The 26,662-nt window shown below is 42.2% G+C and carries 21 protein-coding genes and 1 riboswitch; of the genes, 6 read left to right on the top strand and 15 right to left on the bottom strand.

The features are described from left to right. Positions 1 to 89 precede the first annotated feature (89 nt). From GSF04_RS12525 to GSF04_RS12515, 3 genes are all read right to left on the bottom strand, one after another. Positions 90 to 1,703: an ATP-binding protein gene (locus GSF04_RS12525; protein ID WP_249122480.1), complete on the bottom strand. Its 1,614-nt coding sequence runs from the start codon at positions 1,701 to 1,703 to the stop codon at positions 90 to 92. 31 nt (positions 1,704 to 1,734) lie between these two features. Next, on the bottom strand, positions 1,735 to 2,538 hold the full coding sequence (locus GSF04_RS12520) for a phosphate/phosphite/phosphonate ABC transporter substrate-binding protein (protein ID WP_211859965.1): 804 nt from the start codon (positions 2,536 to 2,538) through the stop codon (positions 1,735 to 1,737). Positions 2,539 to 2,657: 119 nt separating this feature from the next. Continuing rightward, positions 2,658 to 3,545 (bottom strand): LysR family transcriptional regulator, encoded by an 888-nt coding sequence (locus tag GSF04_RS12515; RefSeq protein ID WP_211859674.1) that lies wholly within the window; start codon positions 3,543 to 3,545, stop codon positions 2,658 to 2,660. A 107-nt stretch (positions 3,546 to 3,652) separates the two neighbouring features. On the opposite strand from GSF04_RS12515, the gene GSF04_RS12510 reads away from it, so the two are divergent. Beyond that, positions 3,653 to 4,315 (top strand): NAD(P)H-dependent oxidoreductase, encoded by a 663-nt coding sequence (locus GSF04_RS12510; protein WP_211859673.1) that lies wholly within the window; start codon positions 3,653 to 3,655, stop codon positions 4,313 to 4,315. Positions 4,316 to 4,358: 43 nt separating this feature from the next. Here GSF04_RS12510 and GSF04_RS12505 read toward each other — a convergent pair whose 3' ends face one another. The 7 genes from GSF04_RS12505 to GSF04_RS12475 all read right to left on the bottom strand — a co-directional run bounded on the left by GSF04_RS12505 (position 4,359) and on the right by GSF04_RS12475 (position 13,166). After that, positions 4,359 to 4,958, bottom strand: a complete 600-nt coding sequence (locus tag GSF04_RS12505) for a polymer-forming cytoskeletal protein (RefSeq protein ID WP_211859672.1) — start codon at positions 4,956 to 4,958, stop codon at positions 4,359 to 4,361. Between the two features lie 189 nt (positions 4,959 to 5,147). Next, positions 5,148 to 7,832: a DUF349 domain-containing protein gene (locus tag GSF04_RS12500; protein ID WP_211859671.1), complete on the bottom strand. Its 2,685-nt coding sequence runs from the start codon at positions 7,830 to 7,832 to the stop codon at positions 5,148 to 5,150. Then, complete coding sequence (locus GSF04_RS12495) at positions 7,822 to 8,103, bottom strand: DUF1315 family protein (protein WP_211859670.1); 282 nt, start codon at positions 8,101 to 8,103, stop codon at positions 7,822 to 7,824. Before GSF04_RS12495 ends, GSF04_RS12500 begins: the two co-directional genes overlap by 11 nt. Before the next feature lie 2 nt (positions 8,104 to 8,105). Further along, the gene (locus GSF04_RS12490; protein ID WP_039495584.1) at positions 8,106 to 8,432 is read right to left on the bottom strand and encodes a hypothetical protein; all 327 of its coding nucleotides are present in this window, start codon (positions 8,430 to 8,432) and stop codon (positions 8,106 to 8,108) included. Positions 8,433 to 8,540: 108 nt separating this feature from the next. After that, positions 8,541 to 10,211: an AGCS family amino acid carrier protein gene (locus GSF04_RS12485; protein ID WP_017219279.1), complete on the bottom strand. Its 1,671-nt coding sequence runs from the start codon at positions 10,209 to 10,211 to the stop codon at positions 8,541 to 8,543. Positions 10,212 to 10,346: 135 nt separating this feature from the next. Further along, positions 10,347 to 11,474 (bottom strand): M14-type cytosolic carboxypeptidase, encoded by a 1,128-nt coding sequence (locus tag GSF04_RS12480; protein WP_211859669.1) that lies wholly within the window; start codon positions 11,472 to 11,474, stop codon positions 10,347 to 10,349. A gap of 246 nt (positions 11,475 to 11,720) precedes the next feature. Beyond that, positions 11,721 to 13,166, bottom strand: a complete 1,446-nt coding sequence (locus tag GSF04_RS12475; protein ID WP_017219277.1) for a glyceraldehyde-3-phosphate dehydrogenase — start codon at positions 13,164 to 13,166, stop codon at positions 11,721 to 11,723. A gap of 188 nt (positions 13,167 to 13,354) precedes the next feature. Between GSF04_RS12475 and GSF04_RS12470 the strand changes: the two genes are divergently transcribed. Continuing rightward, positions 13,355 to 14,155, top strand: a complete 801-nt coding sequence (locus GSF04_RS12470) for a DUF2989 domain-containing protein (protein WP_039495580.1) — start codon at positions 13,355 to 13,357, stop codon at positions 14,153 to 14,155. A 62-nt stretch (positions 14,156 to 14,217) separates the two neighbouring features. On the opposite strand, the gene GSF04_RS12465 is transcribed toward GSF04_RS12470, so the two are convergent. The 4 genes from GSF04_RS12465 to nhaD all read right to left on the bottom strand — a co-directional run bounded on the left by GSF04_RS12465 (position 14,218) and on the right by nhaD (position 19,274). Further along, complete coding sequence (locus tag GSF04_RS12465) at positions 14,218 to 15,543, bottom strand: sodium-dependent transporter (protein WP_039495578.1); 1,326 nt, start codon at positions 15,541 to 15,543, stop codon at positions 14,218 to 14,220. A gap of 79 nt (positions 15,544 to 15,622) precedes the next feature. Further along, the gene (locus GSF04_RS12460; RefSeq protein ID WP_010604514.1) at positions 15,623 to 16,153 is read right to left on the bottom strand and encodes a DUF924 family protein; all 531 of its coding nucleotides are present in this window, start codon (positions 16,151 to 16,153) and stop codon (positions 15,623 to 15,625) included. A gap of 122 nt (positions 16,154 to 16,275) precedes the next feature. Beyond that, on the bottom strand, positions 16,276 to 17,622 hold the full coding sequence (gene lysC / locus GSF04_RS12455) for a lysine-sensitive aspartokinase 3 (protein ID WP_193521804.1): 1,347 nt from the start codon (positions 17,620 to 17,622) through the stop codon (positions 16,276 to 16,278). A gap of 88 nt (positions 17,623 to 17,710) precedes the next feature. Further along, a riboswitch (Lysine riboswitch) is annotated at positions 17,711 to 17,881 on the bottom strand. Positions 17,882 to 18,026: 145 nt separating this feature from the next. Beyond that, positions 18,027 to 19,274 (bottom strand): sodium:proton antiporter NhaD, encoded by a 1,248-nt coding sequence (gene nhaD, locus GSF04_RS12450; protein ID WP_211859963.1) that lies wholly within the window; start codon positions 19,272 to 19,274, stop codon positions 18,027 to 18,029. Between the two features lie 156 nt (positions 19,275 to 19,430). Between nhaD and GSF04_RS12445 the strand changes: the two genes are divergently transcribed. The 4 genes from GSF04_RS12445 (at position 19,431) to GSF04_RS12430 (ending at position 24,661) form a co-directional block, all read left to right on the top strand. Continuing rightward, positions 19,431 to 20,675 (top strand): hypothetical protein, encoded by a 1,245-nt coding sequence (locus GSF04_RS12445; protein ID WP_010604512.1) that lies wholly within the window; start codon positions 19,431 to 19,433, stop codon positions 20,673 to 20,675. Between the two features lie 4 nt (positions 20,676 to 20,679). Further along, on the top strand, positions 20,680 to 21,228 hold the full coding sequence (locus tag GSF04_RS12440; RefSeq protein WP_010371906.1) for a hypothetical protein: 549 nt from the start codon (positions 20,680 to 20,682) through the stop codon (positions 21,226 to 21,228). Continuing rightward, positions 21,225 to 24,002, top strand: a complete 2,778-nt coding sequence (locus tag GSF04_RS12435; protein WP_211859668.1) for an ATPase — start codon at positions 21,225 to 21,227, stop codon at positions 24,000 to 24,002. The genes GSF04_RS12440 and GSF04_RS12435 overlap by 4 nt, the downstream gene beginning before the upstream one ends. Before the next feature lie 107 nt (positions 24,003 to 24,109). Beyond that, positions 24,110 to 24,661 carry a DUF4136 domain-containing protein gene (locus tag GSF04_RS12430; protein ID WP_010371911.1) on the top strand — a complete coding sequence of 184 codons (552 nt, stop codon included), beginning with the start codon at positions 24,110 to 24,112 and terminating at the stop codon, positions 24,659 to 24,661. Between the two features lie 79 nt (positions 24,662 to 24,740). Here GSF04_RS12430 and GSF04_RS12425 read toward each other — a convergent pair whose 3' ends face one another. Beyond that, positions 24,741 to 25,877, bottom strand: a complete 1,137-nt coding sequence (locus GSF04_RS12425; protein WP_161568676.1) for an HBL/NHE enterotoxin family protein — start codon at positions 25,875 to 25,877, stop codon at positions 24,741 to 24,743. Between the last annotated feature and the right edge of the window lie 785 nt (positions 25,878 to 26,662).

The raw sequence follows: 26,662 nt of genomic DNA, 5'->3' as shown, positions 1-26,662 counted from the left end.
TATTCCGTACAATTAGGTGTCCATTGATTGATTTTAACCACAAAGGACTTATTAGCTGTGGATTAAAACGTTTCGTATCAGGGTCGTGCTTACTTGCATGATGGCAATAAAATAGTAAAACATGTCCCAATGCCCTCTTCACTCTCAACCAATAACTCACCTCCATGCTCTTTGATTATATCGTAGCTAATGGAGAGCCCGAGCCCTGTGCCTTTACCGACAGGCTTTGTAGTAAAAAACGGGTCAAATATCTTATCGATGATCTCCTTGGGGATCCCAATGCCACTGTCTTGCACACTGATCGCAACACTGCCATTTTCCAAATACGTTGTTACCTTAATCTCTCCTTCACTCTTTAAAGCCTGCGCTGCATTGATGAGTAAGTTTGTCATTACTTGAATTAGCTTACCTTGGTTCCCCAGCACTTGAGGGACTTCACCTAACTGTGTGATCACGTTCGCATGATATTTGAGCTTACTCTCAACCAGATTTAACGTTGTCTTTATGCATGCATTAATATCGCAAGGTTGCAATTGAATAGTATCAGCTCTTGAAAACTGCTTGAGGTCGTTCACAATCGCAGAAACTCTTTGTAGCCCAGTCATAGACTCATCAATAAGCTCTGTACAATCGCTATTAATAAAAGCAAAGTCTTTGTCTTTAACAAATTGATTGAACGCATGACGTTCACCAGGTTCAAGTCCAAGCTGAACCGCACGCTTTGCAAGCTCAGCATAATCGCCATGATAGTGACGCATCACATCAAGGTTACTCATCACAAAACCGAGCGGATTATTTATTTCATGGGCAACTCCGGCAGCCAATTGACCCACAGAGGCCATTTTTTCTGAGTGAACAAGCTGTTGCTGCGCGGCTTCAAGCTCTCTATTCGTGGCCTCAAGCTGCTGATTTTTCTGATTCAGCTTTTCAGTTCTCTGTGCCACCAGTTCTTCTAAGTGTTTATTTAGCTCAATCAAATCATGCTTATATCGTTCTCGACGCTCATGCTCTTCGGCTAAAGTTTGTGATAGTTCATCAAACGCTAAAGACAGTTCTTGTAACTCATCTTTACTCTGTATTGGTTTCCATTTGAAATCAAATACGCCTTTTTTGACATTACGAGCGATAAATTTAGCTTGGCTTTTCAATATATACAGGTTGGTTGTGAGATATATCCCCAGAAAATAAGAGAAAATAGCAACTAACGCCATTTCAAACAGCGCGATAGAAACCGTCCAGCGTTTTACTTCTGACATCGTTCGATTTATGGTGCCAATATCTATGCCTATCTGAATAGTGCCAAATAGTGTCCCTCCCTCAACAATATCAGCATGAATATCAAAAATACCGTCCGTGACTTTCGCAACTAACGTATCATCTTCAAATGTGCGCGTTTTAAAGCGCTCGTTTCCTGCAAAGGAAAGTGTTTGGCTTTCACCATCGATCACTTTAACGTAAAGGATATCTGGGTTGCTTAATAACTCATTGGTAAAAGCATCTAGCGTGGCTAAATCGTACGACAGCACAGCATCTTTGGTCGCGCTCGCAAACAAACGTGCAGTCGTGGTTGCGCGTTTATTCATGGCGTCATTTGCGGACTCCATCATAAAATCAATCACCACAAATATGAGCGCACTCAACAGCACCGCTTCAATAATAGCGGTGCCAATCATGGTTTTGAGTCTTAACGATAGCCTTTTCATTCAGTCGTGGCGCTTCTTAATCATCCGAGTACTATTTGCCAACCAAGGTTTCTAATTCTAACGCTTTTACGTCTTGCCAGTCCTCATTCGACGCTGCCATAATGCCTTTGAAATTCACCGCTTCGAGTAGCCTCATCCCCTCTTCACTCAGTTCAAGAGAGGTCAACGCCGCTACTAATCTTTGCCTTGCATCTTCTGGCATTGCTCTTTTTACGGCAAATGCATGTGGTGTATAACCTTTTGTCGTCCAGAGAATGTCAAGTTGTGATTTAATTTTAGGATCGGCGTTGTTGAAAGTACGCATGACACCGCCCCCCGCTTTGACAAACCCTCTCGACACGTTGAGATAAACGGAGTCATGGGAAGATACATATCTTGGCGTAAATTCAATACCTTGTTTCGCCAATTCCCCTCGGGGCAAAATGCTCGCAGCAAATGCAGCAGGAGCCGGAAAAGCAAGTGTCTCTCCTCGCAACTGCGATAAGTCAGTGATACCCGCTCCCTTTTTAACCACGATGATCCCTTTTATCATTTTATCTCTTTGCTTGGCGATAGCTTGATAACCTGCCCGCTCATTAAATACAACAAAGTGATAGGGATTCATGTATGCCACATCATACTCTTGCTGCAGCACCCGGGCTTCAAAGGTTGGTATATCTTTAGCGGTTTTAAACGTGTAATTATCTCCGGTTTTATCACTGAGATAATCGAGAATAGGCTGCCAATTTTTGGCTAACTTATTTGCAGACTGCTGCGGCACAAAGGCGAAGGTATAATCATCACTCAAACATAAAGCGGGAAATAAAATGAGACTCATCAGCAGGATTTTTATCATCACATCACCACCTAGCAATAAACACTTTTCGAATAAGGACTTAAGTTCCACAAAAGTATAGATCAATATTAAAAAACGGCTTATTTGCTCATTGATAAAAGTGCCTGTCCTTTATCTTTTTATCTTATGTCCTTATCTTTGTCGGCCTTGATATTTTGTAACGCGCTTGCCAGCCAAATGGTAAACTGGTGAACAATCGCAGAACTCTTGCGATAAGCCGTTTGCCGGAGCCAATAGCCATAGCCTGAAAATTCCTCCATTGTCGAGTTTTTACTTAACCACCCCTGCCTAACTGCAGACTCTGCTAATACATCGCTCAATAGTGCCAGCCCTTGCCCTGCCACAGCCGCCTGCAAGACAAAGTGTTCTTGCTCAAAATAACGCAAGTCATAATGACTTTCGTTAATGTGCGCTCGCCAAGGAATATTTTCAAGCCCCGTTTCGTCTTGCCAATGGGTGAGAAATAGTACAGGTTTACCTTGGTCTGGCACCCGATAATTTGGGCTAGCATAAAGCCCAATTTTCTCGGTAATAAGATGAGTTTCATTAGAATTCGGATCCGCTTTGCCATAACGCAGGGCGATATCAATATGCTTCTCTTTATTTAAATCAATGAGTTGATCGCTCGCGCATATTGTGACGGTTTGGTTTGGGAAAGCATGATTAATGGCAGCCATATTCGGAGCAAGCCAAAGTGCAGCAAATGAATTACAACATGAAATAAGCAAATCATTCTTTTGCTCAGTAAACTCAATAAACGCATTATCAAGCATATTGAGTGAATCAATACACACCTTTGCAAGTGCCTGTCCTTGTAATGTTAATTGCACTGCTCGCGTTTTTCGCTCAAAAAGCTGAACCCTTAACTGTGATTCCAGTGACTTTATCTGATGTGACACTGCCGTAGGCGTAACATTAAGTACCCCCGCCGCATCTTTAAAGCTCAAGTAGTGCGCAGCAACAGCAAAGGTTTTTATGTTATTCAAAGACGGTAAATGTGTGAACATAGCAAACCTATAAGTTAGTTTATCTCATCTATCTATGGATTCTTCTCAGTTGTCACATTGCTCACTTAAGCACAGAATAATGCACATAATACAACTGGAGCTAAGCCATGAAAAACATTCTATACATAAGTTGCAGCGTAAGAAAGTACAGTGAGAACGAAACACAACACCAATCAATAAGCAGAATGTTGGGAGAGCAGTTTTTAAGTACTTTTAGTCAAACTACACATAAAGTAGAAATCACCCATCGCGACCTCTCCGTGAAACAACCTGCATTCATCAATGAAGCATTTATAGCGGCTGCATTTGCAAAAGGAGTGTTGAGCGAAGAGCAACGCTTAGTACTCGCTGAGTCTGACGAAATTATCAAAGAAGTGACCAATGCCGATATTATCGTGATCGCAAGCCCTATGTATAACTACGGTATGCCTGCTGTGCTAAAGGCTTGGTTTGATATGGTGGTCCGAGTAAATAAGACCTTCAGCTTTGATTTAGCACGAGGTGATAAACCACTTGAGCCAATTTTATCGGGTAAAACTCTCGTATTACTGGCATCTTGGGGAGAGTTTGCATTTAAAAAAGGTGAGTCACAATATCATTTGAATCACCTAAGTAGCCATATCGAGCAGTTGGCTCCATATTTAGGTGCTGAAGCGTTTTATGAAATCGCATCTGAGTATCAAGAGTTTGGCGACGACAGGCATAAGCACTCAAAACAACGTGCTATTGATGATGTGCACAAACTAGCACGAATACTTAGCGCTAAGTAAGAGCACAAGTGAGCGTATTGCGCTCACCTTACTCTCATGCAGCTTACTGTTTATAGTGGTAAGTGATCTGACTTTGTAGATGTTTAGGTTCAATATGAATAGGACGATAAAGCTGGATAGTGCCAACAATCTTTGCACCATCACTAATTGTAAGCGTTGGTATGTCTTTCTCAAGCTTAGAAGCAAGATATCCTGCCTGACGATAAATCACATCACCTAAAATAGTAGCGCCGCTGGCAATTGTAATATCTCCGCTCGCGTTAATGACGTTTCCTTCAATTAGAGCCGACTCACCAATCTCAATATTACCATTGGTAACTTGAATGCTCCCATATACGTGCGCTTTTTCCATCAGCATAATATTACCATTATCAATATTAATCGACTGCGCTTCACTATGCTTATCAAGCTGGATATTACCGTTAGTCACTTCTGCAGACTTAACTTTGGCCCCTTCAGCTAGCGTAATATTGCCATTTTGTAGGGATAAGTTCCCGGCTCTTTGACCACTTGCCACATTAATATTTCCAGCAAAATGGCTTAGGTCTTCACCATGAGTAGCGTTAAGATTACCTACCGAGCATGCAACCAAGTTGAAGGTAAACGCAAGCGCAAGTGGATATTGATAAAGTTTGTTGGTCATTATTTTTTCTTCTGATTATTGGTTACTAGAGCAAAGTATTAAAATAAAGTGGTGTAACTACCTAGAGCCACTAAGCAGATTTCTCATAACTTTAGCATTCAAACCGAGCTCAAGAGGTGTTAGAGGCGGATAGAGTTTACATCGGAGAAGCCTACCCAGAGTGTCCTGAGTAGGCTCAAAGAGCAATGGTTATGCGTTCAAAACAGCAAGTAACCTGCCTTTTGACGTCACTATATCGGCTTTGTCAGCCTCAGCGAGATAACTGATAAGGTAAGTCTCAAGGCTGCTTTCTTCACCTTGCAGTTTTGCATCCAGCATCGCGACTTGCTCAGACATTCTTTCGCTTTGCAACGCTTCCGGTGATGACTGATTCGTTAAAATCTCAAGTCTCAATAGCAACTGAGCAGCGTTTAGCGAGGTTTTATTATTACCTTGCCAAGAGCTAGGAATATCACCGTCAGTGTCTACTGCTTCCACCAGTTCATTGAACTTTTCACGACGCTGGGAAGAAAATAGATCATCTAATTTCGACTTCACTTGTGACAATAAACGATTCTTTTCTTGCTTCAGTCCTGGCACTACAATAAACGTATTGAGTTCATCACGAATGGCAGCCAGTTCATTTTGAGTGACCGCTTCAATGACCTTGTTGTCGAACTCTGCAAGCAACTGACGCTGCTCGGCTTCTTGTGACTTCTCCTGTGCTTTTTGCTCGGCATATTGTGCGCTGCGCTTTTCAAACACGGCATCATTATGAGCACGAAATGCTTTCCACAGAGTATGTTCTTGTTTGGCACCAGCAAAACCAATTTGCTGCCACTGTTTTTGCAATGATTTCAGTAAGTCACAAGCAGCAGCTAAATCTTCAGCTTCTAGCTGCTGCTGTGCAGTTTCAACTAACTTAGCCTTTTCAACGGCATTGGCTTGATGGAAGGCTTTAAGTTTCTCGTAAACCGCTTGATGGTGCTCACGGTAAATCGAATTCAGCTTTTGATAGACTTTGGCATCCACATTGCCAGCATTTTTCCACACTTTGGCTAGGCGGTTAAATTGTGCTTCCACTTCTCGCCAATCGATACCCTCGTTATCCAAACTACTAAGCAGTGCTTTAACTTCTTCAATCACCGCTTCACGCGCTATTTTTGCCTGCTCACGCTGTACTTCTTGCTCCGCAAAGTAAGCGCGACAAGGTACAAACAATAATTCGATTTTTTCATCAAATTGAGCTGCTTGCGCTTTTTCCTGTTCCGTTTCTACATGACCAAGTTCGTTCCAACGTGTTCTAAGTAATTTTACTTCCTCAGCACGCTTAACAGGGTCAACCGACTCCTCAGCCAGTTTGATATCAAGCTCCGTAAGCAATTCTTCACGTTTAGGTGTAGCTGCATACTTTTGCCAATCTTTAAGATCTTTTAATGCTTGAGACAAGCTTTCATGCTGGTTTTCAAGCTGCTTTTTGTAGCTTGGCGTAAGCAACTCAAACTGCTCAATAAAGCCATTAAAAACACCAAATGCCACGTTAAATCGACCCTGATCAATTAGTCGTTGAACATCACGTGCTTTCTTCTTCGCGATTTTGAGTGCCTTTTCTTGCTCATTTTTCAGCGGCTCGATAGCTGTCATAAACGCTTGGCTTGCATCTGATAGCTCAGCTTTTGCTGATTTATGCAATACCTTAGACAGTGAATCTAGTGCTTTACGCGCTGTAACATAGCGGTCTTTTTGTGCTTGTACTTGAGTATCAAGCGCTTCTAACGAAGCTGGTACTTCAACTGCCTTTAACTCTGCTAAGGCATTATTGAAGGTTTCACTTGCAGCAATAAGTGCGGGTAAATCGGCAAGATCACGCTCAATATTTTGCAGTTTTCTTGTGAACTCGCCAAGCGCTTCAACAGTGACATATTGAGGTGCAGACACTTTGCCTTTTAATACTTCACTACGCTTAACTAGTGCATCGTGTGGGGCTAAGTCTAGTGTTTTACATGCAACTTCGACCGATTTTTCAATAGCCTCAAGTTCAGCAGTTAATTCAGCGACCTCTAGGGCTTCATTTTGCTTTTGCATTAACTCAGCTTGCTGCGCTTGATGTTTAACTTGTAACTCATTGAGATGACGGTTTAATTTATCTGCTACTTGTTGATACTTTGCATCTAGTGCAGTTACTGTTTCAGCATCTAACCACTTAAGCTCAATGCTTTGCCACTGTGCAAATAACTGCTGTGCTTGCGCGTTCACCGTTTCATAGTTTTGCTTATCTCTTAGCGCGTTTAACTTGGCAAGCACAACTCGCGTTTGCTCAGCAACTTGAGCAGGCATTTCTTTTGCTAGTCGCTGCTGTTCCAGTGATCCAGTAAGAGAAGTCAGCGCTTCACCTGTGGCTGCTTTTAGGACACTCTTTTCAAGTGAATGCTGTGCAATCAGTTCCAACATAGCGATCTGAAGTGCTTCATCACCTTCTTTGAACGATTTTTCGATTAACGTGGCGTTCGCAAGGCGCTTAAGCAGTTTAACTTTATTTGCTAAATCGGTTTCAATTAACGCAACTTTCTCAAGCGTTTTAACTGGCGCATAGCGTTCAATGTATTCTTCACGAATGTTGCTCTGCAGTGCGGTATCTTGATTAATCACCGCACTCGAAATTTTCTGCTCTGCAAGCTCTTTTAGCTCGCTATCTTGCTTATAAACTTTCCACCAAAGACCAAGGTCATTTACCTTAGTAAGTACCTTTTTTCTGATCTGCGCAGACTCGTCCTCAAGTGCTAGCGTATGTAGTAAAGTTGCGTCTTTGCTTAAGTCTAACTTGTCCACTGCTTGTGAGCGAACGTCAACCTTTGGGTGTTTCCATTTCGGTGTAAAAAGGTGTTTAAAGATCATTTTCACTGAACCTAGCTATTTCATTGTCGGCTTTGAATTCTTGTTGTAATTCGCGTTTGGATTTTTGCACCATTTCACCTTTTTCGTTGATGGTGAACTGCTCATTGGACTTAGCTACTTTTGCTTGATATAGCATGACCAATTGCACGGTTTGCTCTTTTTGCGTATCACTTAGTGGTGTACCATCAGGCCACTTTCCGGTTGACGCACCGTATTGCAAACGCTCGAATACTTCAGGGGTAATATTTTGAACTAAGCTATCTACATTCATTACTACTTTTTCTTTTTCAAAATAACGAGGATGACTCGATTAATTAAGTACCAAACCGCACCAATGCCTATAACGCTTTTGCTTGCGATCATTTCAAACGAGTTAGGGTCAGGCTGCTGCCAATAGATATATAAGAATCCACCTAGTACTAGGATCAGTGCAATAAACGAGTAATTCATTACAGATTGCTGACGTTTTACACGATTTCTAGAGGCCGCTCTCTCTCTGTCTTCTTGAGAAAAGTCTGCTAAATTGGTTTCACAATGCGGGCAGGACTTATGTTTGGAGGAAATAGATTTACCGCAGCTTGGGCACTGTGCTATTGCCATCGTGTTACTTCTCCATAATACAAAAAAGGGCACCTGTGAGGCGCCCTATTCTACTACCTTTGCGAACTCTTGTCCTTAAATGACAAGATAATTTTAATTAAAATTCGCTCACTGTTTGTGTTCTTTGTTGAAATCTTCCCAGTATTCTTTAACCGAAGATTTCATTTCTTTTCTGAGTAGTAAAATACCAAACAAGTTAGGTAACGTCATCACTACGATGGCCACGGCAGCCAACTTCCACACTAGTGTAGTATCAGCAAACGACGCCCAGAAGAAGCCTGCAACATAGAATACGCGATACGGCATGACCGAACGACTACCAAGAAGATAAATCATCGCGCGGTCACCATAGTATGACCATGCAATTGCCGTAGAAAACGCGAATAACAACAAACCAATCGAAACGATGTATTTACCATTTTCGCCCAAATAACCTCGGGTAAATGCTTTGGTTGTTAGCTCAGCCGAATGCACTAAAGAGTAACCAATCACGCTGATGCTATTGTCTGTTGGCAAGCCGTCTTTCACTTCGACCGTTCCTGTGTACTTGTGACGCTCAGTAATACCAAAGCGTACTTGCTCACCAATAGAACGCGAGTGGATCACGGTAAAGTTTTCCGTTACCGCTTTACCCTGTACGACTTCAATCTCACCATTGAAAGGTTTGACAGTATGCTCTTTTTTACCATTCAAGTAGGCGTACAATGCATCTCGGTCTTGTTGATTCGATTCGTCATATTTACCGTCTAAGATAACCATAGACGAGCGCTCGAAATGGGTTTCGAACTTTTCGGTCCACACACCCGATGACAAAATAACCAATCCCGTCAAGGTACAGATAATGATTGTGTCAATAAACGGTTCAAGAATGGAAACCATACCTTCAGACACTGGTTCATCGGCTTTTGCCGAGGCGTGCGCGATTGGTGCTGAACCTTGACCCGCTTCGTTAGAAAACAGACCTCGGTTAACCCCACGGTTAAATGCATAAGCAAAAGAAGCCCCTAAGAAACCACCCGCTGCCGCAGAACCCGTGAAAGCATCTGTAAATACAGAAAGGAAAGAAGGAACGATATTCTCAACGTTGTAGAAGATAACGGCAAAAGAACCAAGAATATAAATCGCGGCCATTAATGGCACGACGCGAGAAGTGATAGCAGCAATGCGCTTGATACCACCAAGTATTACAAGCGCAAGCAAAACTGAAAGCACAGCACCGGTTGCCATCGGTGCAAAACCAAAGGTCGCTTCCATGCCTTGAGCAATGTTGTTGATCTGCGGCAAGCTACCTGTACCAAATGAGCTAATCACAGTAGCAATTGCAAATAATACCGCTAACCATTTCATGTTTAGGCGACGATCCATATAGTACATTGGACCACCGGCCATGGTGCCATCATCTGTTTGTACACGGTATTTATGCGATAGTGTGACTTCCACAAACTTGGTTGTCATACCAAAAAAGGCAGTCATCCACATCCAAAATAATGCTGCTGGCCCACCGATTGAAATTGCCAGCGCCACCCCACCAATATTACCAGTACCAACTGTGCCAGAAAGTGCCGTTGCGAGTGCTTGGAAGTGCGTGGTATCGCCTTCTAGGCCTTTTTTATCATATTTACCAGTAACGACTTTACACGCATGTTTGAAATATCTGATCTGTGGAAATTTCAAGTAGATTGTAAAAAACAAACCTACCCCTAACAGAACATACGGGAACCAAGGTGAACCACCTAACATTCCATCTAAGCTATCTAATAAGCTGCCTAACGCATCCACGAATATTCCCCTTTATTGTTGTTATTACACCCTGTCGAGGTGCTCTACCTTATTATTTTTAAATATTATTTTGTTGTTCTTTTAAACGCACAAAAATAAACGGGTAATCAATATGGTGATTACCCGTCTTTAAGCTTATCTTAAGTCATCAACCACATTTAAGATTGCAGCTAAGGTGTCTTGACCAAACTGATATGAACGTCGGTCTGACCAACCGAAGTAAGGATCTGGCAGATTTGCATTGTCCTTAAACGGCATTTCAACGGTATAAGCCAACGCTTTGAACGCTTCACCGACAGCACACGAAGCAACGGTGAGGTTTGCTTCACCCGGTGCATCTTTATCGTAACCAAATTCATCTTGGAACTCAGGTGTGATAGTTAACAGTGCCGCCTTGAAAGAGTCTTCCAAACGCTGTAGGCGATCATCATAACTCGGAATACCTTCACTACCCGCAACGAAGTTATACGGTAGTGCTTCATCACCATGAATATCGAGGTACATATCCAGCCCAGTTTCATGCATTTTATTTAATACATAATAAACTTCAGGTGAGTTCTCAAGTGTTGGCGTTTGCCATTCACGGTTAAGGTTAACGCCTTTTGCATTTGTACGCAGATGACCACGAACGCTGCCGTCTGGATTCATATTTGGCACGACATAAAATACCGCTTTCGATAACAGTGCAGCGGCATGTGGATCCTCGTCATCCAATAGTTTGTGAAGCAAACCTTCAACAAACCATTCTGCCATCGTTTCACCTGGGTGCTGGCGCGCCGTGATCCAAATCTTTTTCTTCTCATCTGACGGCTCACCAATAGTGAGTAAGCTCATATCACGGCCATCAAGCGTTTGACCTAGCGTCTCTACAACGCACGCATCATGGGCTTGAGCCCAGTAGACTAGGTCTAAATGGCGCTCATAACTATAAGGCGCAAAATAAGCAAAGTAGGTGTGAGCACATTCAGGCTCAAAATCGATAGTTAATGTACCATTCTCATAACGGGTTGGCACACGGAACCAAGTTTGACGATCGTAAGATGCAACCGCATGATAATCATCCCAACCTTCTGGGTAGGCTGAGTTTAGTAGCTGGTTGATATGAATTTTGTGCTCTAAAAAAGGCGTAGACTCAAGTCTAAAGTGAAACCATTGAAAAAAGTCTGACTCATTGTCTTTATTGATTTCTAGTTGAATATCCGCAGGTGATTCTGCTTTTACCACCTTGATATTACCACTATCGAAATTACTCGTAATGCGCATAGGTTTCCCTAAATAAGTTAAAAACTGCTGTGTAAATACACTGTTACCATACCTAGCTTGGCGTCCATTCAGAACAATGTTACAACTGAAAGAAGTTGTAATGCTGCGCTGCTGTTCGCGCTAAGTAATTACATAACTTTTTGTTAGCTAATTGTAGCTGACCTATCTTTGCAAGCCTACCACAACCAATTTGTTTCAAAAACTAAAAAAGCCAGCTGGTGCTGGCTTTTTATCGTAAATCTTGTGTTAGCGAGGTAGGCTCGGGAATTTTACTTCCGCCATGTCTTGCATTACACGTACAACCTGGCAGCTGTAACCAAACTCGTTATCGTACCATACGTAAAGTACTACACGGTCGCCATCAACGATAGTTGCTTTTGAGTCAACCACACCTGCATAACGGCTACCCACAAGGTCAGTAGACACGATTTCTGTTGATGCAGTGTAGTCAATCTGGTCACGTAGTTCAGAGTAAAGTGAAGACTCACGAAGGAATTCATTTAGCTCTTCAGCAGTTGTTTCTTTACCTAGATTTAGGTTAAGAATTGCCATTGATACGTTTGGTGTTGGTACACGGATTGCGTTACCAGTTAGTTTACCAGCAAGCTCTGGCAGTGCTTTAGCAACCGCTTTCGCAGCACCGGTTGAAGTAATAACCATGTTCAATGCCGCACTACGACCACGACGCTCAGCTTTGTGGTAGTTGTCGATCAAGTTTTGGTCATTGGTGTAAGAGTGAACCGTTTCAACGTGACCGTTTTTAATACCAAACTTGTCGTTAAGTGCTTTTAAGACCGGTGTGATTGCGTTAGTTGTACAGCTTGCTGCAGAAACAATCTTGTCTTCAGACTGAATGTCTGAGTTGTTAACACCATAAACGATGTTTTTGATGTCGCCTTTAGCTGGCGCTGTAAGTAGCACTTTAGACGCACCAATTGACTTAAGGTGTTTACCTAAGCCATCTTCATCTTTCCAAACACCCGTATTATCTACGATAAGTGCGTTTTCAATACCGTATTTTGTGTAATCCACTTCTTCAGGTGAGTTTGCGTAGATAACTTGAATGTAGTTACCGTTTGCTTTAATCGCACCTTTTTCATGGTCCACTGTGATTGAACCATTGAAAGGACCATGAATTGAGTCACGGCGCAATAAACTTGCACGTTTCTCAAGATCACCATCGCGGCCACCGCGAACAACGATTGCACGTAGGCGTAAATCAGCGTGAGAGCCGCCACGTTCGATAAGTAGGCGTGCTAATAAACGGCCAATGCGACCAAAACCATAAAGAACAACGTCACGAGGTTCTGGACGTGCGCCTTGGTTTAGTAATTCTGCAAGTTCTGCATTTAAAAACTCTTCGATTGAGCGGCCTTCACCTGCATTTTTATAAATGTAGGCATAAGCTAGCTTACCAAGGTCAACACGACCTGGTGCTAATTCCATTTTGCTGATCACTTCTAAGAATGGAAAGCTTTCACGAAGACGTAGTTTACGCTCTTCAAAACGTGCTACTGTTTTGTGTGCTTTGATAACATCAATGGTGCTTGCGCTCACAAGAGGACGACCGTATACAGAGATTTCAACGCCTTTGTTACGGTATAGACGACCGATTAGGGGTTGCATGCTTTCTGCATAATCTTGACGCTCTTGCCAGCTGTTTTGATATTCTTGCTCGTGAGATAAGGTCATTTTTTCTGCCTAATAAACAATTTTCTTTGAACGGATAGCCCGAATGGGCACGGCTATTCTAATTTAAACTGCCGTGATTCTCCACTGTTACCGAACAATTCATTGCGTTAAACTAGTAAACTATTAGCTCTACCCTGTTTATTCGGGCGTAACCCCCTATAATTATAAAAAATCATTGAGGTCAAACTATGGCGTTTAAAAAGTCGCTAGTTTTTGCAGCGTTACTACTTGCTGGTTGCGACGACACCCTAACCCTGAACCAAGTGTGTAGCGAAACGCCTGGTTTTTGTGAAGACTTAAATAAAGACAGTCACTGTAAAGACGAACGTGCGTCGCTAATCTACGCGCGCTATCACGAATACAAGTCACCGACGGACGAAAACAAATATGACTTGTTGCAAAATTTAGAAAGCTACAACCTATGTGTTTCTCGCGCTGCCAAAATTGAGCACATCAAGTTAAAAGAAAAAACCACTTCACGAGTGGAAGGTCATCTCACTGCATTAAAAGAAATGACACGTATTTATAATGAAACAAAAGGCAGTAACCACCCAGGCCTACTTTATTATCATTGGTCTCGTAACAATGATCGCACAGCAATGAACAAGCTTTTGAACATGCAGGATGACCCTAGAGTTCAAAACGATCCCGAAATTCAGCTTTTCCTCGCAGAGTTTTACGCCAAAGTAGATGATGATAAAACCGTTGATATTCTCTACCGCGTATTAGAGCTGAATAAAAGCGGCCATACCCCTAACCCAGAAGTCTATTCATCTTTAGTCAGTATTTTCTACAAACACGAAAAATATAAGCACGCATATACGTTTGCCCGAGTGGCTCAACTTTCTGGGGTTGAAGATATCGATATTATTCCAGTGACAAACCAACTGGCTTCAATGGGAAAAGATTTAGCCAACCTAGATTCATTGGCGCAACGAACTTATGAGAGCATTCAAGCTGGGGAGTTCGTTTCCCCTCGTGATTTTTGAGCCTTGTTATCAAAATGAAAACGGGAAGCCTATGCTTCCCGTTTTTTGAAAATAAATGACCACTACTTTGCCAGTGCTACGTTAATAAATACCGCGGTCATCAAGACTGGGCAAACAAATCTAACGTACTGAGCAAACCAGTAATGTGCACCACGAGATTCTAAGTGAAGCTGATTACCACGCTTCCAAACCCAGCCAACAGTAATAAAGTAGAACAGTCCCATCAATGGTAGCTGATATTGCGTGAATAGACTGATCACCAATTCGAACAGCCAATCAAAGTTTAGAATAATCGTGCTCGATGCTAATAAGATAACTAACGTAACCAACCAAGTCGCTTGTTTACGTTGAAAGCCATGGTTTTCAACCAAGAAAGATACCGGAATTTCTGTTGAAGAAATGGTAGAAGTTACCGACGCAATAGACATAAGCACAAAGAAAGTCAGGCTAACTAATAATCCCATTTCCCCCATATTGGCAAATAGCTCGGGTAAAATGGCAAAAATCAACCGGCCTTCACCGATTAATTTGCCGTCTTGAAATACTTGAACACCATTTTGCTGCGCAACGAATATTGCAGGGATAATAAGTAAACCGGCCAAAAATGCGACACTGGTGTCTAGCATTGCAACACTAAACGTAAGCTTAGGTAGATTTTCATTCGGTTTTAAGTACGAGCCATAAATCATCATGCAGCCCACACCCAACGATAACGAAAAAAACGCCTGCCCCATCGCCGCAATGATCAAGTCAGGATCGCTAATTTTTGAAAAGTCCGGAACTAAATACGTTCTAAACCCTTCTGCTGCGCCGTCTAATGTCGCCATATAGCCAATAAGGCAAAGCAGTAATACCAGTAACAACGGCATAAGTCTGCGCGACCAAGCTTCTATACCTGATTTTACGCCTTTGAGAATAATGCTCGCAGTCAAAATTAGCATCAGTGGCGTAAAGATAAAGTTTCTCAGCATCGAGTCACCGCTAAGAAACTGGTGTGCGGTATCTAATTCAGCCATTTGCGCAAGAGGATCAAGTGCATGAGACAGCATCCACCCAGCCACAATGGAGTAAAAGCTGAGCATCACGATAGCACCAGCAAGGCCGATATACCCCGCCGCGGCTCCTATTTTCGGATTACCTTCACGCCAGGCTGTTTTAAGTGCTTTAACTGGGTTTGCTTGTGCCTGATGGCCTAAATACAATTCTGTGTAAAGTGCAGGTAATGCGAGTAAGAAAATTACCGCAAAATAAACCAGTAAAAATGCACCGCCACCGTGGTTTGCGGCTTGTGTAGGAAATCCCCAAATGTTACCAAGTCCAACAGCCGCACCAGCTGCTGCTAACACAAAGCCAAGTCGGCTTTGAAATCCATCGCGCGTATGAGCCATGTCTGTAATCAATCATTATTTTTGTAGACGGCCGATTATACGTACTTCCGCTGAAAATGCGAGAGGTTCTAGCCGTGCCTCAAAAACTCGAGTTGGGCGTCTCTAGAAAGTCCATTTCTTCTTCTGTTGAATCGCGATTGAGTATTTCATTTCGATGGGGATAACGGCCAAATCTATCGATAATTTTTTTATGCGCGACTTCAAAATCATAATTGGGCAGGTCGCGAAAATAATGGTCTGCTGCACGATGGATGATGCGACTTTCGCTATGCATCATAGGTAGGTATAAAAACATCAATTCAGTATCATTGAGCTGGCGGTGATAGCCCTTTTCGATGGCGTGTTGGGTGAGGCTCAGCGCCAAAGGATCACTGGCAAACGCCTCTGGAGTGTCTCTGAATATATTGCGTGAAAACTGATCTAAGATAATGATTTCGCACAGCGCGCCAAGTGGTGTTGCTCTCCAGCTCGAAAGCTCACCTTGGTGCGCCATTTGGTGCAAAATACCGAAGCGATTTTTTATTATGCGATCAAAGTCCGCAGACTTCTTCCACCAATCTGATTCAGTGCATTCAACAAACCAGAATTCGTAGACGTCTTTATAATTCATGATGGCACTCCTAGGGAAAAACAAACTTGATGGTCAGCAGACCCTAACCGTTATAAACAAAGTGCCACCCATTACTCAATAATGCAACTTTTTTATTAGTTCCTAAAAAACAATAAATTCACTTATGCAACCTCTAGTAATTTAGCATGAATTGACTGTACGACCTGATCTGACTCCTGCTGCTCAACTAAAAAGCACAGATTGTGCTTGCTCGCACCATGGCATATCAATCGAATATTAAACTCTGACAACACATCCATCAGGTTAAGTTGGCACTTCTTCAACTGGATCTCAGAACCTATCATGGCCACCAAAGTAAGATTATTTTCAACGGTCACATGACAAAACTCGCCAAGTTCATCCAAACAAGCTTGTTCTAGCTCGGGTCGAGAAGCATTCGGTGCATTATCTAGCGTAAGCGCGACACTAATTTCCGAAGTCGTTACCAAGTCAACCGATATATTGTAATTACTTAAAATGGTGAAGATACGAGCCAAAAAGCCGCTTGCAAGAAGCATTTCAGGGCTCTTTAGCGTCAATAGTATTTGGTTTTTACGTTGTGTCACTGCGCGAATGCCTGCTTGCGCCGTTTTCTCTTTTTCAATCCAAGTGCCACCCGCTTGCGGATCACGGCTTGAACCAACAAATACTGAAATACCTTTACGACTCGCTGGCAATATAGTTGCGGGATGTAACACCTTGGCACCAAATGTCGCCATTTCGGCCGCTTCATCAAAACTCAAACGAGGAATAGGTCTAGCCTTTACACACAAACGCGGATCGGTACTGAAAATACCAACGACATCGGTCCAAATATGCACACTTGACGCGTCAATTGCCTCTGCTAACAATGCAGCACTGTAGTCAGAACCGCCACGACCAAGCGTGGTCGTCTGGCCGTATTGGTCACTACCAATAAACCCTTGCGTCACCTGCACTGTGTCGCCAAGTAGCGCGACCAAATTGGTTTGCGCGGCTTCACGCGTAGCTGCAACATTTGGATTCGCTTTTCCAAATTGATTATCTGTTTTAAGCACTTTACGCACATCAAAGCGCGACGCCTGAACCTGATTATTACGTAGTATTTGGGTAAACAAATAAGAAGAAAAACGTTCGCCAAAGCTCAACATTTCATCGCATTGCTGTCTGCTAAGTGCAGGTAAACTCGCAAGGTTTTCAAATTCACTGAAAGTTTGCTTGTAACCCTCAGCAAGATCAGCATCCAAAGACACTTGGTCGATAATCGCTTGCTGTATGTTTTCAACCGCTGCAACAACTGCTTTGCGCCCGGCTTCATCTTCCTTTTGTTGGGTTAGCGTTACAAGGTGATTGGTTACGCCAGCACATGCACTCACAACCACCACGCGAACATTTGGGTTGTCACGAACAATGTGAGCACAACGAGACATAGCTTCAAAGTCAGCGACACTGGTACCGCCAAATTTGGCTACAACATACTGCGAATTCATTTTCTCTCCTCTCGACTGTTGGCACAGTCAAATTTTATAAGGAGAACTCGGCATGGGATTTCTAGAAAGACGAACGCTTGAAATGACCTTTGCCAGAAGCTCTCCACCAATACGGTGACAGTTCCGAGGATTCAGCCTCGTAAACCGAAGAATCGTTGCGACGAGCAACTTTTCTCCTCGGCGAATACTTCCCTCACTAGTGGTCATTGGTCTCGTCACCTCACACTAACTACCTAAGCATCGCGCCTCTTCTGTTTATTTTGCCTTTGTTAATCTGAATAAAAGCAAAATAAAAGCCCGCAATAAATGCGGGCGATGTAAGAAAATTATCTTTTAGCCGTCTAGGTGTCAAGTTATTTATGAAAAACTTATCCCAAAGCGGTAAAAAATTAAATCCATTGGTCTTAAATAAGCTGACCCGCGAAATACGCGCCACTATATCCAATGGTATATGCGATAAGCAGATAGATACTCATTTTAAGATAGCTTGAGAAGGTTAAGGCTTTAACCTTACTCATTGCAATGATCCCCGCTGCAGAGCCAATGATAAGCATAGAGCCACCAACGCCAGTCGCATAAGTAAAGGTTAGCCATTGCGCTGGAGTCATCGTAATGTCTGCTTTTAATAGTGCCGCCGTCAAAGGCACGTTATCTACCGCCGCACTCATTAAACCGACCAAGTAGTTTGCGTATTCCGGCGCAAGATGCAGGTATAAATCGGTAAATTTAGACAGTACACCGACCTCTTTCAACGCACCAACTAATAACAGCACACCCACAAAGAACAATAAGGTGTCGTATTCAATTTCACGGATATAGTCGATGATTTTCTTATTAACGTCTTTCTTGCGCATCAAGAATTGCGCCATTAAGAACATCAAAGACAAGCCAAATAAGAAAGTTAGCATCGGCGGCACATGGTATTGCACGCTTAAGAATAACGTGGCAAAAATGGTTGATAAGAAGATGAGTGCAATCGTGATATCGGTCTTTTCAATTCTGCGTAATTCTGCCTTTTCAAAGGTAATTTTTTCATTCATACCAATAGAAAGCATGGCTGCTAACACAAATACACTCAACATCGACGGCATGATCAGCAATAAAAGGTTTGGGATCGTGACTTTATCGGCCAAAAATATCATCAAGGTGGTTACATCACCGGTGATCAATGATACCCCACCGGAGTTGACACTGAAGATAATTAACGTCGCATATTTTATTAACTTTTTCGGGTCAAGTTTCAAAGACATGACCACAGCTAATGAAATAAGCGTCGCAGTAATATTATCCGAGATGGATGAAAATATGAATGCAAAAGCACCGACCAAAAACATTAGCTTGCGTTCGCTAATATGGGTTGGCATGATCCGGTGAACAATATTTTGGATAAACCCTTTTGAGTTCAAGTAAGCCACAAACGTCATGGCAGCCATTAAGAACAGCCAAAGTGTCGCGATTTCTAAAATGTTATGGTCTAGCTCAATTTGTACAATTTCTGGGCTTTGACCATGAATTGGAGAGATAAAGGCGATAATCCAACATAAAGTACCAAAAAAAAGCGTTGTTTTGGCCTTGTTTACGTGAATAATATCTTCTATAACGATGAGTATAAAAGCGATGGCGATCAGGGTTAGAATAATGGGCGTGACCATAATGCGTAAACAACCTGTAATTAAATGTAACAAGGGGTGGGTTCGTTTTCGCGGCGGATTCTAGCACCATCACAGTCCCCATGCTACGTACGATAAACATTTTGTGACAAATTGATGAAGTAGCGATGTAACTTAGCTACTACACACTGGAAAGTTATGATCCCAGCAAAAAAATTATTAAATACGATAAATGAACACTGGAGCGTACTCGAGCTACTTTTTAAACGATTTAAGCTCGCAGATTTCAGTCTAAAAGATGTACAAAACATCCTAAAACAGAAAAACCCTAGCTGGTCGAGTGAACGAATTTATAAAGAAACCAATCGATTACTCCAACAAGAAATTATTATCCCTTTAGCTAAATCTTCACAGTTAGAAATCAACCGTGCAATCGCTGACTTCGCCAGCTTTCTTTTACAAGAAGAGAGCCTTGGTTTAGCGGAAGAGATCACGGTGCTGGTAAAAGACTTAGAAAGATTAGGTAATCGCATCGCACAAGCTGGTGAAGAGGCTGACTACTCTGAGCTACGCCGTTTTAGCCGCATTATGGACGAACGCGTTCGTAAAATTGTTAAGCTGTTCGAGCATAACGAAAGCGCTATCATGAACTTGGTTGAACAAGCAAAGTCTGACACTTCAACGCTTTCTCTTGGCATGAGATATAAAGCGGTACTGGAAGCGTTTGACGAATATATCGAACCTATGCTGGAAATGGTCGATATTCATGGCCCTTTCCAACGCTGCTTTGATCAAATAGAGCTTCAGGTCAGTGAGCAAATTGACGAAATTGAACAATTAGGCCGTGGTGCTGCAGACAAACGTATGCTGGAGCAGCTCAGAACACGCATTTTAGATATGCACCTCATTGGTAGAGAAAGTCTAAGCCGCAGCGCCGACCTACTTATGCCGTTACGAGAAGAGCTACGCCGCAATACACTCATTACACGCCAAGCCTCCAAAGTCCTTGGACAAATTAGAAAGCGCGGCGTTGACCGTTTACTCTCACCAGTTCAACCAGAATTTGTGTCAGACATTCAACGTTTTAACCTTGGGCAAAAGCGTCACATGGTCGCATATATGGCAAGTCTCGTTGAGTTTGAGCATGAAGAATATCAGCTGCCCGATCACGACGATGTGCCAGCTTATCAAAGTCCTAACATTCCAGATTACAACTCGGTAAAAACGAGATTTCAACAAACCGGTAAAAAGCGCCAGGCACTATTGGGCTTTTTAAGCGATAGCTACCCAGATCTTGAAGCAGACGAAATGCTGTTTCTTTATCAAAAGCTGATCAACGAATCTGACTTGGCACTTAGCCAAGAGCAACAAAAGAGTAAGATCACTATCGCATCGCATACCTTCTCTTTATATCCATTTAGTGCCAAAGCAAAACAAGATTAGCATTATGACGACAATTAATTTAGACATGCTCAATGAACTCCAAGCCATTAATAAAAAACTGGTGAGCGGGTATCATATCAGTGAGCAAGACACTACCCTTTGGCAAGAATTAGATCAGCAAATTGATAGCTATCAAGCGCTATTTTCAGCTTTAGGCCATGACTTACAGCACGATGCCCGTGGTTTTTATTATTTGGCAAGCGATGAAAGTACGCCAAATATGGGGAAAATTTCCCGCGCGATTGCCCTAACCATTTATATTTTAATTGAGCACTATGCCAACCAAGGTAAAGATCCGCTTCGCGTACTATTTGATGAAAGCTGCGATTTAGAGCTAATGCAAACCATTGTGCAGCTCAATAAGCATCTTTTTGATCAGTTGGAAATATTTTCGGGCTCTGATCTCAGAAAAGACGTGTTTTTACGTATGGTGAGACTGGGTCTAGCCCGTGAGGTTGAGCAAGGCTTTATGCTACTTGCACCGATTTATCGCTACATTGACGCGCTAATGGAAGTAAACGAAGAACAATATGATATTGAGGACGAGCTATGAGCGAGCAGTTGTACGGCTTAAGTAAACTAGCATTATTAAATACCGCCGGATACGCTAAGTGTGTCATTCCTCTGGATAAAAGCGCGTCAATCTGCGCTCCGAATAACACCGGTAAAAGCTCGGTGATCAATGCGCTGCAGTTTCCACTTATCAACGATTTAAGACTGACTGAATGGGATGGTCACGATTTAGAAGAAACGCGTAAGTTCTACTTTTCTTCGGATCAATCCTATATTTTGCTGGAAGCCAACCTCCCCCACGGCGATGTGGTCATTGGCGTTGCGGGGCTGGGTAAAATCGCTGGTTACGCGCACCAGTTTTTTTGCTATCAAGGCAAACTGAATCTTGATGATTACACCCAAGGTAAAAGTATCATCAAGTACACTAAGCTATTTAATCACTTACAGGAAAAACAACTTAAGCCTGTAGAGCTAAAAGCACAAGAGCTTAATGCCCTACTCACAGGTGGCGCCACACCATTTGATGGCGATATCAACCTGAAGATGATCCCACTGAATAATGTCCAAGATGCGCCTGTATACAAAGAAATATTCCGTCGTATTCTGAATCTGCATAAACTCGGCGCGCAAGACGTAAAGCGCTTTATGCTCAAGGTGTTTGAACGCCATATGTCGAACTCGAAAGTCGACTTTTATGAAGTCTGGCGTCGCGCTTTCGATAAGGTCAACCGCGCGCGCCGTGAACTAAATGCGCTGGAGTCGATGCAAGAGCCAATTTCAGCCCTTGAGAAAATGCTTGAAAATGAAGCGGTATTAAAAGGTAAACTGGCGGCTTACGCCCCGAAACTCGATTTAGCTTTGGTTGAATATGATAACTATCACAACGAGCAAATTGCAGAGCTGGCAACACAGCTAGAAGACATCGAAGCCGAAAAGCGCGAATTTGAGTCTAAGCAGCAGCTGTACGTCCAGCAATCTCGCGATATCGAGCGTAAGCAAACCCAAATAGAGCAATGGTTTACCGATTTCCACGCGTTAAAACGTGAATTTGAACTGACTAATCATGCAACGCTTAAAACCAATTTAACGCTGTTGAAAAAGGAATATGAGCAGCTTTCCTTCTCTATTAATAGTGCACAGGGGCAAAGTCTCCATACCCTTGATTTTCGCATCAATGAAACGCAAAAGCAGATTAAGAGTTTAAAACTGCAACTCAAGAACCTTGAGTTCAACTTGTTTACTCGTATGCGTGAAGATCTTTCTTTAAAAGAAGTGGAAGAGATCTCGCGGATCTTGAACCCAGATTTATTATCGTTTTCAACCACTTCTCAAGGTGAAATTGATATCACCGACGAAGATGCCTTTGGCGCATTTTTAGAGTCGCTATCTAAGTCAGTTCAAGGCGGTGAGCTTAAAGTACCTGGTGCTACCGTTAAGTTGAAAAAACTGAGTCCAGTACAAATGCAAAGCGGTGAGAACAAAGCCCAATTGCAAGCACAACTAGAGTCACTACAACAGTCGCTTAACGACTTAAAGCAGCAGCGAGAAGTAGCCGCAAACGTCGCTGAAAAGCAAAAAGAACGTGATGCGCTTTATGATGAACTCATGGCAACAGAAGCGGCCATGAAACGCTTTGAGCAGTATCAAACCATGTTGCAATCGGTCGATGCTCAACAAGCACTAAAAGAGCAACTAGAGATGGAACGAGAGCAAGTTGATGAATATTTACATGATATTCAACGTAATGCTGGTTCAATTTCAGACCGCCGCTCTATCATTAAAAGCAAGCAAGACTTGTTGGTGCGCCAAGCCGACCGCCTAAAGCAAGTGAAGTCAGAACGTATCGACCACACACTAGACCTATATTCAGGTAAGCTGGCACCGTATGAAATAGAAATTAATCTTGATTTTGATAATCTCTCTGAAGTGATCCACCAGTTTAACAAAGATTGTAATGAGCTTAGAAACTTAGACGTTAATGTTCGTAATACCTACTTGCATATCTACAATGCTGGGATCACTAAGTTTGAAAACGAGTCAGACGTTAGCATTAAGTATCAAAAGCTGATCAGCGCGTATCATAACTTAGATAACGAACGAGATGCCGTCGATAAACAAGCACGAGTGGCGCTCACTGAAGTGGCCGCAACCATTAAAGGACTGCGTCAAGACTTAGACCGCTTACGCCGAGAGATGAACAGCTTTAACAAAGGCATAAGCCAGCATCGAATCTCTAACTTGCAGGCATTCAAAATCAATGTCATCCCTCGTAAGATGCTAGTTGATAGCATAGATACCATTATCAGCACTTCAGATTTATATGAAAAGGGCGAAAGCTTAGACTTACTGAGCGAGCAGCCTAGCTCAGAAAAGTCTGTTAATGAGGCGAAAGATCACATCATCAAACTAGCAAGTGATAAAGCGGGATTGACGTTAACCGATCTCTTCGACATTCGCTTTGAGGTGGTCAACCGCGCAGGTGACACTGAGCACTTTGATAAAATTGACTCGGCCGGCTCAAACGGTACGCGGATCACTATCAAGCTTTTATGTGGCATGCTATTTATTCGCTATCTGTTATCTGATCAAGAGCAAGCGATGTATCGTATCCCAATTTATATCGATGAAGCCGCAGATATCGACCCACAAAACCAAAAGGCTATTATCGAAACCGCACTAAGCTTTGGGTTTGTGCCAATTTTTGCATCGGTGAAACCACAGATCAGCTGTGACTACTTGGTGCCAATCCGCAGTGTTGCACAAGGTAGCCAAAACTGGGTGGATGAAAAAGACTGGATAGAAGTGGAACATTAATCCCAAGTTAATGTCTTAGATACAATTATTAAAGGGTGCTTGTCTCTACCATTTAACGCCTTAACACGTTAAGGTAGAGCAAACATCCGACTAAGGAGTAAAGACACATGTTTAAGAATATTGTTATCGCCACTTTGGTGCTGATGTTAGCGGCCTGCGCCAAAACCCCTGATTGGGATTATGATAAGTCTGTACAATTCGCTAACTACAAAACCTATGCTTGGTCACCTGAAGCAGACCTAAAAAATAATGGTCGTGAATACCAAGTCAATGACTTAATGGAAAAGCGGATCCGCAGTGCAATTCAAAACGAAATGAGCAAACAAGGTTTCACCCTCACCGATCCGCAATCGGCCGACTTACTGGTTAACTATCACGCATCAGTTGATACAAAAATTGAATCTGACTCACTTCACACCACGTATGGTGCGCGTTGGAACTACTGGGGTATTGGCTGGCAAACACAGACCACAACACGTGAATATGAAGTAGGTACGCTAGTACTCGATATGATAGACAAAGCATCTAACCAGCTAGTTTGGCGCGGTGCAAAAGAAGGTCGCTTACGTAGCAACCAATCACCAGATCAAAGAACAGCATCAATCAACAAAACCATTTCGGAGTTGCTGGCTAACTTCCCACCACAGCCACAACACTAAGCGAAAACCGGATCAAGCCTTCGCTTGATCCGAATTCCTGATCTTTATTTTGAAGGTGAATAAGTCTTAACTATACAAACTAACCTGCGTCGGCGAGCTCTATTACTGCCTCTTTCGGTTTTGCTGAAAAGTACTCTACATCTGCCAATATTTTAGCAGATTCACTCACAGTCAACCAATCGTCATCTGCCATCTGTAAGTCATTGCGCAGCTCTTTGTACTTACTTTGGTCCAAATCATACTGGCCGCTTTTTAAGTCTGAAACAACCTGCTTTAACTCATCAATCAACGTATCCCACACATCTTCGATCATTTTAATTTGGGTGCTAGCGGGTTTTGCTAATGCAGTTAGTTTTGAAAGATTTTGTGACAGTATTTTTAGTGCAGCAATAGAACTATTGTAATCATCCATCTCACTTGTTTTGGATTTAATTTTCAGTTGCAGAACTTTTATTTGAGCCTGTTCAACAATTATCGTTGCAATGCCTGCAACGGCCCCAATTATACCGAATGCTATACCCAAACCGAATGTAAAGATTCCTATCACAGCACCTGCGAAAAATGATACACCAGCCCCTATTCCAGCACCTGCTATTATTTGATTTTTACTTTCTATTTCTTTCTCCAACTCTTCGATGTCTTTTAATAATGATTGAACCTGTTTTTCGTCGTACTCTTTCTGTTTTTCAGCTTCAACAATAGCGCCTTTCATGGCTAAGTTATCCGACTCCATATTCTTCTCAAAATTTTGTAGCTTCACATGAAAACCCTGCGAAATTTCTACAAAATCGTTTAGGCTGTCAATCAAGTTTTCAATATTCCTTGTAAGCTGTTCCTTTGCTTCTTTATCCTTAGGGTTATCTACAAGTATGTCCAACGCGTCATTTATCGTTTTCATTTTTCTCTTAAAAATGAAGCCATAACTAACAATACTTTGAGGAATTTCTTTTAGTTCATATGCAACAACATTAAACCAATCTAGCGCATGTATTTTAGCTGATGCAAAAGACTTCTGAAAATTTTGATACCATTCTGGGTTGTCTGGCAACACTGGAATTTTTGTATTAAGAATACCATTGCAATAGTTCAAAATAGCGTTATTTGCATTTATTGCATCTGCTAATTCTTGCGCTGATGGGGTGCCACTCGATGCTAGAAATAAGTTTGTAGAGAATCTCTTTCTGATGAACTGATTTACGTCTGTCATATCATTCATAATCATTTTCCTTGTGTTGTAGAGCATGTTATTCATTAGCTCGTTAAATTAAAATCTATAATAGTCAACCAGCGCCAAACAGACCATTACACCAAATTACAGTTAATTACATTAAATAAATGGGGCATAAATCGCTGGGTAAATCGCTGATATGGGTAAATCGCTGATGCGCATAAATCGCTGACGCATAAATCGCTGACACCCACCACTATTAACATCCAAGCTGAGGAAGTGAAGTAAAAGAGTATAAAAATACTTCAATCACTTTGGTCAAAAACGTTCATAGATAGGTTGTTTTTAACACTCAAGCATATCTCTACATCAAAACTGAGTTATTGCGCACGACAACGCGCTGTAAATACAACAGTTATAGATTTCTGAGTTGATGGTGTTCGTTTTACTAAGCCAACAAGCGCTCGCAATTTGTTAGGTTCGTCCGTCGTCGTTTTTGAAGAGCTAGAAAACAAGTGACACCCACTACTATTAGCATCAAAGCTAAGAAGATGAAGTAAAAGAGTATAAAAATACTTCAATCACTTTGGTCAAAAACGTTCATCGATACTAATTTTTAGCGCTCAGGCGAATCTCTTCACCAAAACTGGGTTATCGCGCATTACAACGCGCTGTAAATACAGAAGCGCTCAAATCGCTGACACCCACTATTATTAACATCCAAGCTGAGGAAGTGAAGTAAAAGAGTATAAAAATACTTCAATCACTTTGGTCAAAAACGTTCATAGATAGGTTGTTTTTAACACTCAAGCATATCTCTACATCAAAACTGA

Source organism: Pseudoalteromonas sp. A22 (assembly GCF_018141345.1).
In the GTDB taxonomy this organism is placed as follows: Bacteria; Pseudomonadota; Gammaproteobacteria; order Enterobacterales; family Alteromonadaceae; genus Pseudoalteromonas; species Pseudoalteromonas maricaloris.
This window is presented reverse-complemented; position numbering and strand designations above follow the sequence as displayed.

What these genes read in the sequence shown, in the direction of transcription:
- GSF04_RS12445 (WP_010604512.1), top strand. Translation starts at nt 19,431, where the DNA reads ATGATCCCAGCAAAAAAATTATTAAATACGATAAATGAACACTGGAGC.
- GSF04_RS12500 (WP_211859671.1), bottom strand. Translation starts at nt 7,832, where the DNA reads ATGATCTTTAAACACCTTTTTACACCGAAATGGAAACACCCAAAGGTT.
- GSF04_RS12525 (WP_249122480.1), bottom strand. Translation starts at nt 1,703, where the DNA reads ATGAAAAGGCTATCGTTAAGACTCAAAACCATGATTGGCACCGCTATT.
- GSF04_RS12480 (WP_211859669.1), bottom strand. Translation starts at nt 11,474, where the DNA reads ATGCGCATTACGAGTAATTTCGATAGTGGTAATATCAAGGTGGTAAAA.
- GSF04_RS12440 (WP_010371906.1), top strand. Translation starts at nt 20,680, where the DNA reads ATGACGACAATTAATTTAGACATGCTCAATGAACTCCAAGCCATTAAT.
- GSF04_RS12510 (WP_211859673.1), top strand. Translation starts at nt 3,653, where the DNA reads ATGAAAAACATTCTATACATAAGTTGCAGCGTAAGAAAGTACAGTGAG.
- GSF04_RS12520 (WP_211859965.1), bottom strand. Translation starts at nt 2,538, where the DNA reads ATGATAAAAATCCTGCTGATGAGTCTCATTTTATTTCCCGCTTTATGT.
- GSF04_RS12470 (WP_039495580.1), top strand. Translation starts at nt 13,355, where the DNA reads ATGGCGTTTAAAAAGTCGCTAGTTTTTGCAGCGTTACTACTTGCTGGT.
- GSF04_RS12425 (WP_161568676.1), bottom strand. Translation starts at nt 25,877, where the DNA reads ATGAATGATATGACAGACGTAAATCAGTTCATCAGAAAGAGATTCTCT.
- GSF04_RS12465 (WP_039495578.1), bottom strand. Translation starts at nt 15,543, where the DNA reads ATGGCTCATACGCGCGATGGATTTCAAAGCCGACTTGGCTTTGTGTTA.
- GSF04_RS12475 (WP_017219277.1), bottom strand. Translation starts at nt 13,166, where the DNA reads ATGACCTTATCTCACGAGCAAGAATATCAAAACAGCTGGCAAGAGCGT.
- GSF04_RS12490 (WP_039495584.1), bottom strand. Translation starts at nt 8,432, where the DNA reads ATGGCAATAGCACAGTGCCCAAGCTGCGGTAAATCTATTTCCTCCAAA.
- GSF04_RS12515 (WP_211859674.1), bottom strand. Translation starts at nt 3,545, where the DNA reads ATGTTCACACATTTACCGTCTTTGAATAACATAAAAACCTTTGCTGTT.
- GSF04_RS12505 (WP_211859672.1), bottom strand. Translation starts at nt 4,958, where the DNA reads ATGACCAACAAACTTTATCAATATCCACTTGCGCTTGCGTTTACCTTC.
- GSF04_RS12460 (WP_010604514.1), bottom strand. Translation starts at nt 16,153, where the DNA reads ATGAATTATAAAGACGTCTACGAATTCTGGTTTGTTGAATGCACTGAA.
- GSF04_RS12435 (WP_211859668.1), top strand. Translation starts at nt 21,225, where the DNA reads ATGAGCGAGCAGTTGTACGGCTTAAGTAAACTAGCATTATTAAATACC.
- lysC (WP_193521804.1), bottom strand. Translation starts at nt 17,622, where the DNA reads ATGAATTCGCAGTATGTTGTAGCCAAATTTGGCGGTACCAGTGTCGCT.
- GSF04_RS12430 (WP_010371911.1), top strand. Translation starts at nt 24,110, where the DNA reads ATGTTTAAGAATATTGTTATCGCCACTTTGGTGCTGATGTTAGCGGCC.
- GSF04_RS12495 (WP_211859670.1), bottom strand. Translation starts at nt 8,103, where the DNA reads ATGAATGTAGATAGCTTAGTTCAAAATATTACCCCTGAAGTATTCGAG.
- nhaD (WP_211859963.1), bottom strand. Translation starts at nt 19,274, where the DNA reads ATGGTCACGCCCATTATTCTAACCCTGATCGCCATCGCTTTTATACTC.